General features: G+C 70.6%; 11 protein-coding genes. 9 read left to right on the top strand and 2 right to left on the bottom strand.

What is annotated here, in order from left to right; translation table 11 throughout:
• Positions 1–2: 2 nt before the first annotated feature.
• The 8 genes from QTI51_RS07510 to fabG are packed head-to-tail and all read left to right on the top strand — an operon-like array spanning position 3 to position 8643.
• On the top strand, positions 3–1730 hold the full coding sequence (locus QTI51_RS07510) for an ApeI family dehydratase (protein ID WP_286512138.1): 1728 nt from the start codon (positions 3–5) through the stop codon (positions 1728–1730).
• Complete coding sequence (locus tag QTI51_RS07515) at positions 1730–2752, top strand: lysophospholipid acyltransferase family protein (RefSeq protein WP_116908996.1); 1023 nt, start codon at positions 1730–1732, stop codon at positions 2750–2752. Before QTI51_RS07510 ends, QTI51_RS07515 begins: the two co-directional genes overlap by 1 nt.
• Entirely contained in the window at positions 2724–3401 is a 678-nt protein-coding gene (locus QTI51_RS07520; protein ID WP_116908997.1) for a LolA-related protein, read from the top strand. Before QTI51_RS07515 ends, QTI51_RS07520 begins: the two co-directional genes overlap by 29 nt.
• Positions 3398–5815 (top strand): MMPL family transporter, encoded by a 2418-nt coding sequence (locus QTI51_RS07525; protein ID WP_116908998.1) that lies wholly within the window; start codon positions 3398–3400, stop codon positions 5813–5815. Before QTI51_RS07520 ends, QTI51_RS07525 begins: the two co-directional genes overlap by 4 nt.
• The gene (locus QTI51_RS07530; RefSeq protein ID WP_116908999.1) at positions 5815–6669 is read left to right on the top strand and encodes a polysaccharide deacetylase family protein; all 855 of its coding nucleotides are present in this window, start codon (positions 5815–5817) and stop codon (positions 6667–6669) included. Before QTI51_RS07525 ends, QTI51_RS07530 begins: the two co-directional genes overlap by 1 nt.
• Positions 6666–7445: a class I SAM-dependent methyltransferase gene (locus tag QTI51_RS07535; protein WP_116909000.1), complete on the top strand. Its 780-nt coding sequence runs from the start codon at positions 6666–6668 to the stop codon at positions 7443–7445. Before QTI51_RS07530 ends, QTI51_RS07535 begins: the two co-directional genes overlap by 4 nt.
• The gene (locus tag QTI51_RS07540) at positions 7442–7915 is read left to right on the top strand and encodes a hotdog family protein (RefSeq protein WP_116909001.1); all 474 of its coding nucleotides are present in this window, start codon (positions 7442–7444) and stop codon (positions 7913–7915) included. The genes QTI51_RS07535 and QTI51_RS07540 overlap by 4 nt, the downstream gene beginning before the upstream one ends.
• On the top strand, positions 7912–8643 hold the full coding sequence (fabG, locus tag QTI51_RS07545) for a 3-oxoacyl-ACP reductase FabG (RefSeq protein ID WP_116909002.1): 732 nt from the start codon (positions 7912–7914) through the stop codon (positions 8641–8643). The genes QTI51_RS07540 and fabG overlap by 4 nt, the downstream gene beginning before the upstream one ends.
• 76 nt (positions 8644–8719) lie before the next feature.
• Here the strand turns inward: fabG and QTI51_RS07550 are convergent, their stop codons facing one another.
• Complete coding sequence (locus QTI51_RS07550) at positions 8720–9412, bottom strand: P-loop NTPase family protein (RefSeq protein WP_116909003.1); 693 nt, start codon at positions 9410–9412, stop codon at positions 8720–8722.
• Positions 9413–9537: 125 nt separating this feature from the next.
• On the bottom strand, positions 9538–10290 hold the full coding sequence (locus QTI51_RS07555) for a hypothetical protein (protein WP_286512131.1): 753 nt from the start codon (positions 10288–10290) through the stop codon (positions 9538–9540).
• Between the two features lie 159 nt (positions 10291–10449).
• Between QTI51_RS07555 and smc the strand changes: the two genes are divergently transcribed.
• On the top strand, positions 10450–13965 hold the full coding sequence (smc, locus tag QTI51_RS07560; RefSeq protein ID WP_116909005.1) for a chromosome segregation protein SMC: 3516 nt from the start codon (positions 10450–10452) through the stop codon (positions 13963–13965).
• The last annotated feature ends 9 nt before the right edge of the window (positions 13966–13974 follow it).

Here is a 13974-nt window from a genome sequence, read left to right on the forward strand (position 1 = left end):
GCGTGACGACAGACACTTCAGACCACACCGGCAGCGACCTGCTGCCGCTGCTCGCGGACCGCGACCTCGACGCCCCCCTGGCTTGGCGCGCCGGCGTGCCCGTCAGCGCGCGCCAGTTCCTGGCCGACGTGGCCCGCTTCGCCCCCACGCTGCCCGACCAGGGCCCGGCCGTGAACGTGTGCGGCGACCGCTACGCCTTCGCCGTGAGCCTGTGCGCCGCGCTGGTGCGCGGCCATGCCAGCCTGCTGCCGCCCGACGCGCGGCCCGACACGCTGGCGCGGCTGCTCGAATCCGGCGGCCCGACGCTTTTCGCGCTGGCCGACGACGCCAAGCTGCAGACGCCTGGCATGCACCGCGTGCTGATCGAAGACCGCTCCAGCCCCGAAGGCAACGACGGCGGCGGGGTGCCGCGCGTGGATGGCGCCATGCATGCGGTGAGCCTGCTCACCTCCGGCTCCACCGGCGTGCCGCAACCGCACGCCAAGAGCTGGCGCACCCTGGTGGGCGACGTGCAGGTGGCCGTGAAGCGGCTGTGCCGCGTGCTCGACCGGCCCACGCTCGAGGGCGTGACGCTGGTGGCCACGGTGCCGGTGCAGCACAGCTACGGGCTCGAATCGTCGGCGCTGCTGGCCATGCTGGGCGGCGCCGCGTTCGAAAGCGGCCGGCCCTTCTTCCCGGCCGACGTGGCGCAAACGCTGGCCTCGGTGCCGCGCCCGCGCGCGCTGGTGACCACGCCGTTCCACCTGAAGACGCTGCTGCTCTCGGGCATCGCGCTGCCGCCGGTCGACCTCATTCTTTCGGCGACCGCGCCGCTATCGCCGCAGCTCGCGCTGCAGGCCGAGCAGGCCATGGGCGCCGTGCTGCTCGAAATCTACGGCAGCACCGAGTCGGGGCAGGTGGCCACCCGCCGCACCACCGACAGCGAGATCTGGGAAACCTTCGGCGAAATCACCGTGCATGCCGAGCCCGCTGACAACGGCGGCCCCGAGCGCTTCATCTTCTCCGGCGACTTCATGCCCGAGCCCACGCCCATGGCCGACGTGCTCGAGCTGCTCGACGAGCGCCGCTTCAGGCTTTTCGGCCGCGCCAACGACCTGATTCACGTCGCCGGGCGGCGCAGCTCGCTGGCGCACCTGAACTTTCACCTGAACAGCATCGCCGGCGTGGACGACGGCGCGTTCTGGCTGCCCGACGAAGTGGCCGACGGCGTGGTGCGCCCAGTGGCCTTCGTGGTGGCGCCGACGCTGTCCGCGGGCGAGATCATCGCGGCGCTGCGCCAGCGGCTGGAGGCCGTGTTCGTGCCCCGGCGCGTGGTGCAGGTCAAGTCGTTTCCGCGCGAAGGCACGGGCAAGCTCACCGTGCGGGCGCTGCGCGAGTTCGCGCTGGCCCAGCTCGCCGAAGATGACACCCCGGTGCAGATGGCTTACGCCGTGCCGGCCGACCACCCGGTTTTCGCCGGTCATTTCCCGGGCCAGCCGCTGCTGCCGGGCGCGCTGGTGCTGGCCGAGGTGATGGAGGCCATTCGCCGCGTGCCGGCGCTCACGGCGCGGCTGGGGGCCAACCCCACGCTGGCCGCGGCCAAGTTTCTTTCGCCTGTGCGGCCCGGCAGCACGCTGTCGATCGAGCTGCACCCGGAGGCCGGCGCCGGTCGCGGCGTGCGCTTCGACGTGCGCTGCAACGGCGTGGTGGCTGTCACCGGCCGCTGGACCGCCGTGCAAGAGTCCGTGTGATGAAGCACACGGATGTAGAGGCGCACGCCGTCAACGAGGCGGCCCGCGCGCGCGTGGGGCAGGGCGCAGCCGACAAGGTCGATGGCGGCGACTGGGCGCGCGCGCCCGAGCGCAGCAACATGCTGGCGCTGCGCTTCATCGTGTTCATGGCGCTGGTGTGCGGGCGCCACGTCACGCGGCTGTTGCTGCCGCCGATCGCGCTCTACTTCCTGCTGTTCGCGCCCACGCAGCGCCGGCACATCAAGCGCTACCTGTTCCGGGCCATCGGCCCGCACGCGGGCTGGCTCGACGGTTTTCGGCTGATCCACGCCTTTGCCTCCACGGTGCTCGACCGCGTGTACTTCCTGCGCGGGCGCATGGACCTGTTCGAGCTGAGCGTGCAAGGCAACGAGCCGCTCGAAGCCGAGGCCGTCGCCGGGCGGGGTGCCTTCATGCTCGGCGCGCACGTCGGCAGCTTCGAGGTGCTGGGCGCCTGCAAGCAGCAGACCCACCAGCACCACCTGCGGCTGGCGATGCTGATGTTTCCGGACAACGCGCAACGCATCACCGCCATCCTCAACGCCATCGCGCTGCCCGAACTGCGCCCGCACGTGATCGCGCTGGGCCGGCCGCACTCCATGCTGGCGCTGCGCGACTGGCTCGACGGCGGCGGCCTGGGCGGCATGCTGGCCGACCGCACGCTGCCGGGCAGCGAAGACCAGCCCGCCTCGCAGCGCGGCAACAGCATCGTGCTGCCGTTTCTCGGGCAGCCTGCCGCCTTCAACGACGGGCCGTTCAGGCTGGCCGCGCTGCTGCGCCGCAAGGTGTTCTTCATGGCCGGCCTGTACCGCGGGGGCGCGCGCTACGATATTCAGTTCGACCTGCTGGCCGACTTCGGCGAGCGCGTCACCGACGCCGCGGAGCGGGAACGCCGCATCCGCGCCGCGGTCGAAGCCTATGTCGCGCGCCTTGAAACCATCTGCCGCGCCTACCCCTACAACTGGTTCAACTTTCATGATTTCTGGCTCGAAGATGCGGCTTGATCGGCTTTGCAAGGCCTTCGCGGTGGCGCTGGCCCTGGTGTCGGCGCTGGGCGCCGCGCCAGCCTGGGCGGCCTTCGACCTGCCGGAGCTGATGACGCTGCTGGCCAAGCAGAAAAGCGGCGAGGCCCGCTTCACCGAGCAGCGCTTCGTGCACGGCCTCGAAGGCCCGCTGGACGCCAGCGGCACGCTCAGCTTCGACGCGCCCGACAAGCTGGTGCGCCGCACGCTGTCGCCGCGCATCGAGACCATGGCGGTCGAGGGCAACACGCTGACGCTGTCGCGCGGCGGCCGCAACCGCACGCTGGCGCTGGACAGCATGCCCGAGCTGCTGGGCCTGGTCGAAGCCATGCGCGGCACGCTCACCGGCGACGGCGCCACGCTGCAGCGCTACTTCAAGAGCACGGTGACCGGCTCGGCCGCCAAGTGGACGCTCGACCTCGTGCCCATGGACAGCCGGCTCGCCGCGCAGGTGCGCAGCATGCGCATCAGCGGCCGCGCGAGCGACGTGCTGGGGCTGGACATGGAGTTCGTCGGAGGCGACCGCTCGTCGATGAACATCACGCCCGGGGCCGGAGCCACCACCCCCACGGCCCCCGCCACGCCGGCGAACACCGCCCCGTCCGGCGCCCCCGGACGCACCACCCCGTGACCGCCGCGCAGACCGACGGCCCGCCGAGCTGGTCGCGCCGGGCGGTCGTGCTGCTGGCATGGCTGCTGGTGCTGGTGTGCGGCGTGGTGGTCATCGCGCGCACGCAGATCGGCGCCGACCTGTCGGCCTTCCTGCCCAAGAGCCCCGACGTGCGCCAGCGCGTGCTCATCGAACAGCTGCAAAGCGGCGTCGCCTCGCGCACGCTCATGCTGGGCATCGAGGGCGGCACCGTGGAGCAGCGCGCCGCCGTGTCGCGCGCGGTGGGCAAGGACATGCGCGAGAGCAAGCTGTTCGACCTGGTGCAGAACGGCGACGTGAGCGACTGGAGCGAGGCGGGCGCCTGGGTGTTGCAGCACCGCTACCAGCTGTCGCCCGGCGTCACGCCCGGCCAGTTCACCGCCGAGGGGTTGCGCGACGCCATCAACGACACGCTGTCGGCGCTCGGCACGCCCGCCGGCAACGCGATCAAACCCTTGCTCGACCGCGACCCGACCGGTGAAACCCAGCGCATCGCCATGGAGCTGGTGCCCGCCAGCGCCCCGCGCAGCGAAGACGGAGTGTGGATGTCGCGCAGCGCACCGCGCGCGCTCATGATCTCGACCACGCGCGCCGCCGGCAGCGACCTCGACGCGCAGGCCATTGCCATTGCGCGCGTGCACTCCGCCTTCGAGGCGGCCACGCGCGACATGGGCGCCTCGGCGCCCAAGCTGCTGCTCAGCGGACCGCCGGTGTTCTCGGTGATGAGCCGCGACAAGATCAAGACCGAGGCCATCCACCTCGCCGTGGTGGGCGGCATCGTGATGGGCGGGCTGCTGCTGCTGGCTTTTGCCTCGCCGCGCGCGCTGGTCATCGCCTTCCTGCCGGTGGCCACGGGCGTGGTGATCGGCACCGCGAGCGTGAGCCTGGTGTTCGGCTCGGTGCACGGGCTCACGCTGGGCTTCGGCAGCACGCTGATCGGGGAAACGGTCGACTACGCCATCTACTACCTCATCCAGGCGCGGGGCGCGGCGGTGGCCGGCACCGGCTGGCGGCGCTGGCGCGACCTGAACTGGCCCACCGTGCGGCTGGGCCTGCTGACCTCGGTGTGCGGCTTCGCGGCGCTGGTGTTCTCGGGCTTTCCGGGGCTGGCGCAGCTGGGGGTGTTCTCCATCGCGGGGCTGGTGTCCGCCGCGCTGGCCACGCGCTATGTGCTGCCGATGCTGGCGCCCGACGGCGCTACCGGCATGGGCATGCGCAGGTACATGGCGCAACTGGCCGGCGCGCTGGTGCGCGGCCTGCCGCGCCTGCGCTGGCCGCTGGCCGCGCTGGGCGTGGCGGCGCTGGCGCTGGTGCTGTGGCAGGGCGGTCACCTGTGGCGCGCCGACCTGGGCGCCATGAGCCCGGTGCCCAAGTCGGCGCAGCAGCTCGACGAAATGCTGCGCAACGACATCGGGGCGAGCGACGGCGGCGTGCTGGTGGTGGCCTACGGCGACGACGAGCAGGCCGCGCTTCGCCACACCGAGGCCGCCGCCGCGCGGCTCGACGCGCTGGTCGACAAGGGCGAGTTGCTGGGCTATGAAACCGTCACCCGCGTGCTGCCGAGCGTGGAAACGCAAACGGCGCGCATCGCCAGCCTACCCAGCGACGAGCTGCTGCGCGCCAACCTGGCCGAGGCCACCAAGGGCATGCCGCTGCCGGCGTCGCGCCTCGGCCCGTTCCTGGCCGACGTCGATGCGGCGCGCAAGCTGCTGCCGGTGCAGCGCGCCGACCTGTCGAGCGGCCCGCTGGCCTCGGTGGTGAACACACTTATGTACGAGCGCCCGAGCGGCGGCTGGGGCACGCTGGTGGTGCTGCACCCCGGCAGCACCTTCGACCAGGGTCGGCTCGAAACCGCGCTGGCCGGCCTGCCCGAGGTGCAGGTGGTCGACGTGGGCCGCGAACTGGCGGGCCTGTACCAGCGCTACCTGCACGAGGCCTTCGTGCAGGTGCTGCTGGGCGCGCTGGCGGTGGTGGTGCTGCTGGGCGTGTACCTGCGCTCGTGGCGCCGGCTGTTGGCCGTGTGCCAGCCGCTGCTGTTCGCGGTGGTGCTCACGCTGGGCGGCATGGCCGTGATGCAGTCGGCGCTGGGCATCCTGCACCTGGTGGGGCTGCTGCTGATCGTGGCAGTGGGCTCCAACTACGCGCTGTTCTTCGACCAGCTGCGCACCACCGGGCGCGCCGACGAAGACACGCTGGCCTCGCTGATGCTGGCCAACCTGACGACCGTGGTGTCGTTCGGGCTGATCGCCATCTCGGACATTCCGGCGCTCTCGTCCATCGGCCGGGTGGTGGCGCCGGGGGCCTTGCTGGCGCTGTTGCTGTCGGCGGCGTTCGCGCGCAGCGTGGGGCCCGCCGTGAAGGCGCCGCCTGCGAAGTCGCCCGGCGTGCAAGGCTGATGGGAAAATCCGCGCCCATGTCTTCCGCACACGCCCCGACGCCCGCCGAATCGCGCGAATCCTGGCCCTGGCCCACGGCCATCCGGGCCAGCGCGGCGTGGCATGTGGCGGCCATCGGCGCGGGCGTGCTGGTGCCGGGCGCGCTGCCCTGGGCCGTGGGCGCCATCGTGCTGAACCACGCGCTGATCACCGGCGCCGGCCTCACGCCGCGCAGCAGCCTGCTCGGCCCCAACGTCACGCGGCTGCCCGAGGCGGCCGCGGCGCGGCGCGAAGTGGCGATCACCATCGACGACGGCCCCGAGCCCGAGGTGACACCGCGCGTGCTCGACCTGCTGGACGCGCACGGCCAGCGCGCCACCTTCTTCTGCATCGCCGAGCGCGTGCTGGCGCACCCCGAACTGGCGCGCGAGATCGTGGCGCGGGGCCACAGCATCCAGAACCACACGGCGCGGCACCGGCACAATTTTTCATTCCTGGGCCCGCGCGGGTTCGCCGCCGAGATCGCACGGGCGCAGGACATCGTGAGCGACGTCACCGGCCAGCGCCCGACCTGTTTCCGCGCGCCGGCCGGCCTGCGCAACCCGTTTCTCGAACCCGTGCTGCACCGGCTCGGCCTCTCGCTGGTGAGCTGGACGCGCCGCGGCTTCGACACGCGCGAAGGCGACGCCGCCAAGGTGATGGCGCGCCTGGCCCGCGACCTGCAGGCCCGCGACATCCTGTTGCTGCACGACGGCAACGCCGCGCGCACCGCCGCGGGACAACCCGTTTTGCTGGAGGTATTGCCCTTGTTGCTCGAACGCCTGCGCGCCGATGGACTGCGCGCCGTGACCCTGCCCGAAGGAATGAAGCCATGACGACGGCCATGCTCGCGGCGCCCGCCGCGTCGCCCACCGACAAGGCCTGGCGCGAACTGCACGAGGCCGCCACGGTGCCCTACAAGAAGGGCGGCACCTTCGCCTGGCGCTTCGCACGCGGCAAGCTCGGGCGCGACCCCGTGTTTCGCGGCCTGCTCGAACGCGGCCTGATCGGTGCGCAGCACCGGCGCGTGGTCGACATCGGTTGCGGCCAGGGGCTCTTCGCGAGCCTGCTCGCCTCGATGAGCGCCATGCAGAAACGCGGCCGCTGGCCGTCGACCTGGCCGGTGACGCCCGCCGCCGCCGACTACACCGGCATCGAGCTGATGCCCAAGGACGTGGCGCGCGCCGAAGCGTCCATCGGCCACCTGCAGCCCGCGCCGCAGCTGCTGTGCGCCGACATGTGCTCGGCCGCGTTGCCGGCGTGCGACCTGGTCGTGATCCTCGACGTGCTGCACTACGTCGACCTCGAAGCCCAGCAAGGCGTGCTCCAGCGCGTGCGCGATGCGCTGCAGCGTGGCGGCAACCCGCAGGCGCGGCTGCTGCTGCGCGTGGGCGATGCGTCGAGCCGCCGCGGCTTTGCCATCAGCCAGTGGGTCGATCGCACGGTGACGCGCATCCGCGGCCACAAGGTCTCGCCGACCTGGGGCCGTCCGCTGGCCGAATGGACGGCGCTGCTGCAGCGCATGGGCTTTCGCGTGCAGGACATTCCGATGAGCAAGGGCACGCCCTTTGCCAACGTGCTGCTGGTGGCCGACCTGGAACCCGCCGCATGACCGCGCCGCAAACGCTGGACCGCGCGGGCATCGCGCAGCGCATTCCGCACAGCGGCAGCATGTGCCTGCTGGAGCGGCTCGAAAGCTGGGACGCCGACACCATCCACTGCAGCACCGGCACGCATGCGCACGCCGACAACCCGCTGCGCACCGAAAGCGGCTTGCTCGCGCCCAATGCCATCGAGTACGCGGCGCAGGCCATGGCGCTGCACGGCGGCCTGCTGGCGGCGGAGGGCAGCACGCCCTCGGCCGGCTTCCTGGCCAGCGCGCGCAACGTCAAGCTGGCGGTGGCGCGGCTGGACGACGTGCCCGGTGCGCTGCAGGTGCGCGCCACGCGCCTGTCGGGCGACGACCGCCAGGTTCTTTATGCGTTCACGGTGGCGGCCGACGACGGCCGCATGCTGGCCGAAGGCCGCGCCGTGGTCGTTCTCAACACGCCCCTGGCCACAGAAAGCACCCCATCGCCATGAGTCTCGAAGGAAAACGCGCGCTGATCACCGGCGCGAGCGGCGCACTGGGCGCCGCCATGGCCGAGCGGCTGGCGCGCGATGGCGCCACGGTGCTGCTGCACGCCAACTCGCGACCCGAGTCGGTCGAAGCGCTCGCCGCGACGATCACCGCAGCGGGCGGCAAGGCGGAATGCCATGTGTTCGACCTGCGCAGCGACGAGGCCTGCGCGGCCGCGTGCGCGCGCATTCTCGAAGCGGGGCCGGTGCAGGTGCTGGTCAACAACGCGGGCGTGCACGACGACGCCGTGCTGCCGGGCATGCGCGCCGAGCAGTGGCACAAGGTGATCGACGTGTCGCTCAACGGCTTCTTCCGCGTCACGCAGCCCTTGCTGCTGCCGATGATGCGCACGCGCTGGGGGCGCATCCTGAACATTTCGTCGGTGGCTGCCATCGCGGGCAACCGCGGGCAGGTGAACTACGCGGCCGCCAAGGGCGCCTTGAACAGCGCGACCAAGGCGCTGTCGCTCGAGGTGGCTTCGCGCGGGGTGACGGTGAATGCGATTGCGCCGGGCATCATCGCCTCGCCGATGGCCGACGCGGTGTTCGACCCGGCGGTCATCAACCAGATGGTGCCGGTGAAGCGGGCGGGCACGCCGCAGGAAGTGGCGGCGCTGGCGGCGTTCCTGGCCAGCGACGACGCGGCGTACATCACCGGGCAGGTCATTTCCATCAACGGCGGCATGATCTGACTTGCTCCCTCTCCCCATGGGGGAGAGGGTCGGGGTGAGGGCCGACGGCGTCTAACGGCGCGCCGCCCTCTAAAACTCAAAGCGGCAACGTATCGAACGCCGCGTAAGCCGTCGCCAGCCACGACTTCACGCGCTGGCGCTCCAGCAGCCCCAGCGCGTGCACGCCTTCGCGGTCGTTCACGGCCTTCCAGAAACTGGTGTTCTGCGCATCGATCTTGCGCATGCTCGCGTCGTGCAGGCGGGGCAGGGCGATGACCCGGGCGCCGTTGGCGGTCGCCTTCGAGAGCGACTGCGAGGCCAGCAGCATGCCGAAGTCGCTGCCGCGCCCGTAGTTCTGCACCACGATGTAGTTGGGCCGGTTGCCGAAGGTGTCGATGAGCGAGCCGAGCAGGTCGGTCGAGTCCTTGCCGTCGTCCAGCACGTGCCAGAAATTGACCGTGACGCCGATCTCGGCGAACACGTCGAACAGGTCCGACTCCTTGATCCAGCGCGACAGCGGCGCCAGCGTTTGCGCGGCCAGGTCGACGATCACGCTTTGCTGCGGGTTGGTCTCGAAGCCGTTGACCACGGTGTCCAGGCCTTCGAAGCTGTCGACCACCACGGGCGAGGCGAAGCCTTCGTAGAAGCGGGTGAAGGAGCTGTGCGAGCGGTCGGTGTCGAAGCCCACGAACGGCCGGCTGTGGTCGATGAAGTACTGTGCCAGAACGCGTGCCGTGACCGACTTGCCGACACCGCCTTTTTCGCCGCCGATGAAATTGATGGAGCTCATGAGTTGCTGCTGCCTCGAGTGGGTTGAGGGGGTGACAGGATGGGGGAGGGCCGGTTCATTCTAGGGGCGTGAAACCACAGCAAGGCGTATGCCCGCGAGCGGTCCATGAACGGTCTATGAGCGGCCTATTTCGGCACCAGCGTGAAGAAAGGCATGACCACGCCCATGACCCAGTTCTGCCCGAAGTCCAGCGCGGCCCGGCGGTACTTCTCGTCGGCCTGGGCGGCCAGCAGGTCGAGCCGCGCCACCACCTTCGACAGCTCGCGGTCGGCCACGAGGTTGCGCCCGCGGTCGCTGATTTCGGTGGCCAGCAGCAGCGGCTGGCCGTCGGCGCCGGTCTTGGACGAGATGAGCCACAGCGAGATCTCGAAATTGCGCGCCGCCCGGAAGCTGTTCTCGGCGTTCACGCCGTCGACCATGGTCTGGTCCCAGGTGTCGCCGTTGGCCTGCTTGAGCATGGTGGCCCATCCGTACACCAGCGCCGCCACGCGGTCGCCCTGGTAGGGCTGCGAGCCCTGCTGGCCGGTGTCGAAGGCCAGGCGGATCGCGTCGATGCCGGTGGCGCCCTTGAGTTCGGGCAGCGGCGGGCCCTTGAGCACGGCGTCCCAGGCGCGCTGGGTGGCTTCGTCCATGCTGGCGGCCGACTTGCGCCATTCGCGCGGGTTGCGCTTGTACAGCGTGCTCTGCACCCGCCGCACCGACTGCAGGTTGTCGCGCAGCGAGAGGTTGGCGATGCGGTTGGCGCCGGACTGCAGCCATTCGTGGTTGACGTAGGGTTCGGCGCGCTCGGTGTCGCGCACCGACGAGCAGCCCGCGAGGCCGAGCAGGGCGGCCGCAGTGGCCACCGTGCCAATGAGGATCGTGGGGATTGCGGGCACGTGGCGCCGACTTGCGCTCGGGGGTGAAACCAGGGAATCGCTCATGCCCTGACGTTATCATCCACGGCTGGGGCGGCGGCCTGCTGCAAGCTGCAGGCCCGTGCAATTTTCCTTACAAATCAATACCTTGGCGCTACAGCCAAGCCAGGCCGACAAGTCGTGCGTCTTAATTCCATCAAGCTCTCGGGCTTCAAGTCGTTCGCCGAACCCACCAACTTCCTGCTGCCGGGCCAACTGGTCGGCGTGGTGGGGCCCAACGGTTGCGGCAAGTCGAACATCATGGATGCGGTTCGCTGGGTGCTCGGCGAGTCGCGCGCCTCGGAGCTGCGCGGCGAGTCGATGCAGGACGTGATCTTCAACGGCACGACCACGCGCAAGCAGGCCAGCCGCTCGAGCGTGGAGCTGGTGTTCGACAACGCCGACCACCGCGCCGGCGGCCAGTGGAACCAGTTCAGCGAAATCGCGGTGCGCCGCGTGCTCACGCGCGACGGCACCAGCAGCTACTACATCAACAACCAGCCGGTGCGCCGCCGCGACGTGCAGGACGTGTTCCTCGGCACCGGCCTGGGCCCGCGCGCCTACGCCATCATCGGCCAGGGCACGATCAGCCGGATCATCGAGTCCAAGCCCGAAGAGCTTCGCCTGTTCCTCGAAGAAGCCGCGGGCGTCTCCAAGTACAAGGAGCGCCGCCGCGAAACCGAGAACCGCCTGGGCGACACGCGCGAGAACCTCACGCGGGTCGAGGACATTCTTCGCGAGCTCAACGCCAACCTCGAGAAGCTCGAGAAGCAGGCCGAGGTGGCCGCGCGCTACAACACGCTGCAGGGCGACGCCACGAAGAAGCAGCACCAGCTGTGGTTCCTGAAGCGCAGCGAAAGCAACGCCGACCAGGCGAAGATCAAGACCGATTCCGAGAAGGCCATCAACGACCTCGAGTCGCGCACGGCCGACCTGCGCCACATCGAGGCCGAGCTCGAAACCGTGCGCCAGGCCCACTACGGCGCGGGCGACACCGTCAACCAGGCGCAGGGCAAGCTCTACGAGGCCAGCGCCGAGGTCGGCCGGCTCGAAGGCGAGATCCGCTTCGTGGTCGAAGGCCGCCAGCGCGTCGAACAGCGCCTGGTGCAGTTGCGCGAGCAGATGGGCCAGTGGGGCCGCCGCCGCGAAGAGGCCGAGGCCGAGATCGAGACGCTGGCCGGTGCCGGCGTGGACGCCGAAGAGCAGGCCATCCTGCTGGCCGCGCAGCTCGAGGAACACGACGCGCGCATGCCCGAGCTCGAGGAAGCCGTGCAGCGCGCCCAGGACCAGGCCAACGCCCAGCGCACCACCGTGTCGCAGGTGCAGCAGCAGATCCAGGTGCTGGCGGCCGACCAGCGCAACATCGAGGAACAAAGCCGCCAGCTCACGCAGCGCAGCGAGCGCCTGCGCGCCGACCGCAACGCGCTGGCCGCGCCCGACGAGGCCCGCCTGCTCGACATGCAGGAGCAGCACGCCGCCGCGCAAGAGGCCGCCAGCGAAGCCGACGGGCGCCTGCAGGAGCTGCAGGAAGCCGTGCCGCAGCTCGACGACGACCGCCGGGCGAAGCAACAGGCCGTCAACACCGAAGGCGCCCGCCACGCCGAGTTCTCGGCCCGCCTGGAGGCGCTGCGCGCGCTGCAGGAAAAGGTCAAGACCGACGGCAAGCTGGCCCCCTGGCTCGCCAAGCACGGGCTCGACGGCCTGCAGGGGCTGTGGAGCCGCATCCACATCGAGCAGGGCTGGGAAAGCGCGCTCGAATCCGCGTTGCGCGAGCGCCTGGGCGCGCTCGAAGTCAGCCGCCTGGAGATGGTGCGCGCCTTCGGCAACGACGCGCCGCCCGCCAAGCTGTCGTTCTACAGCCCGCCGGCCGCCGGCGCCGCGCAAGGCCCGGCCACGCTGCCGCGCCTGTCGAGCCTGCTGCGCCTGAACGACGCCGGCCAGCAAGCCTTGCTGACCGACTGGCTGCACGGCTGCTACACGGCCGCGAGCTTCGAGGAAGCGCTGGCCCAGCGCGCCACGCTGCAGCCCGGCGAAGTCATCTACGTGCAGAGCGGCCACGCCGTGTCCGCGCACAGCGTCAACTTCTACGCGCCCGATTCCGAACAGGCCGGCCTGCTGGCCCGCCAGCAGGAAATGGAAAACCTGGAGCGCCAGCTGCGCGCCCAGACGCTCATCAACGAAGAAGCCCGCACCGCGCTAGTCCGCGCCGAAGCCGCCTATGGCGATGCCGCTTCGCGCCTGGTGACCGCCCGGCGCGAAGCCGCGGAAACCCAGTCGCGCGCGCACACGCTGCAGGTCGAGACGCTGCGCATGACGCAGCTCGCCGAGCAGACCCGCGCGCGCAGCGAGCAACTGGCCAACGACCTCGGCGAGGTCGATGCGCAGCTCGAGGAACTGCAGGAGCGGCGCATGGCCGCCGAAGGCCGTTTCGAAGAACTCGACATGCAGCTGGCCGACAGCCAGGAGCGCCATGCGGAACTCGACGAGCGCGTCATCGAGGCCGGCCGCGCGTTGAATGCCAGCCGCGAGCAGCACCGCAGCCTGGAGCGCCAGGCGCAGGAAGCGACGTTCTCGCAGCGCACGCTCGAAGCCCGCCGCGCCGAGCTGAACCGTTCCATCGAAACCGCCGCGCAGCAGGTGGTGTCGCTCACCGACGAAGACGAGCGCGCCCGCGCCGAGCTGGGCCGGCTGTCCGACGCCGCCGCGCAGGCCGGCCTGCAGGACGCGTTGTCGCTCAAGCTCGAACGCGAAGCCGCGCTGGGCGCGGCCCGCAGCCAGTACGACGACCTCACGCTCAAGCTGCGCGCCAGCGACGAGCGCCGCCTGCAGCTCGAGCGCGAGCTCGATCCGCTGCGCCAGCGCATCACCGAGTTCCAGCTGAAGGAACAGGCCGCGCGCCTGGGCGTGGAGCAATACCAGCAGCTGCTGGACGATGCCGGCGCCGACCTGGAAGCGGTCGAGCGCTCGATCGAGACCGACAAGGTCAAGCTCACCGGCCTGCAGAGCGAAATCGACCGCCTCAACCGCGAAGTGGTGGCGCTGGGCGCGGTGAACCTGGCCGCGCTCGACGAACTGGCCATCGCCAGCGAGCGCAAGACCTTCCTCGACGCGCAGTCGGCCGACCTGAACGAAGCCATCGGCACGCTCGAAGACGCCATTCGCAAGATCGACGCCGAGACGCGCGACCTGCTGGGCGGCACCTTCAAGATCGTCAACGAGCACTTCAGCCGCATGTTCCCCGAGCTGTTCGGCGGCGGCAACGCCAAGCTGATGATGACGGGCGACGAAATCCTCGACTCCGGCGTGCAGGTGATGGCACAGCCCCCGGGCAAGAAGAACCAGACCATCCACCTGCTGTCGGGCGGCGAGAAGGCGCTGACGGCCATCGCGCTCGTGTTCGCCATCTTCCAGCTCAACCCGGCGCCTTTCTGCCTGCTGGACGAAGTGGACGCTCCGCTGGACGACGCCAACACCGAGCGCTATGCCAAACTCGTGACCGCCATGAGCCGCGAAACCCAGTTCCTCTTCATCAGCCACAACAAGATCGCCATGGAAATGGCCGAGCAACTGATCGGCGTGACGATGCAGGAGCAGGGCGTGTCGCGCATCGTCGCGGTCGACATGGAGTCGGCGGTCTCGATGGTCGAAGCCGCTTGAACGGGCGGC

The organism is Variovorax sp. J22G73 (assembly GCF_030317035.1).
Classification (GTDB): domain Bacteria; phylum Pseudomonadota; class Gammaproteobacteria; order Burkholderiales; family Burkholderiaceae_C; genus Variovorax.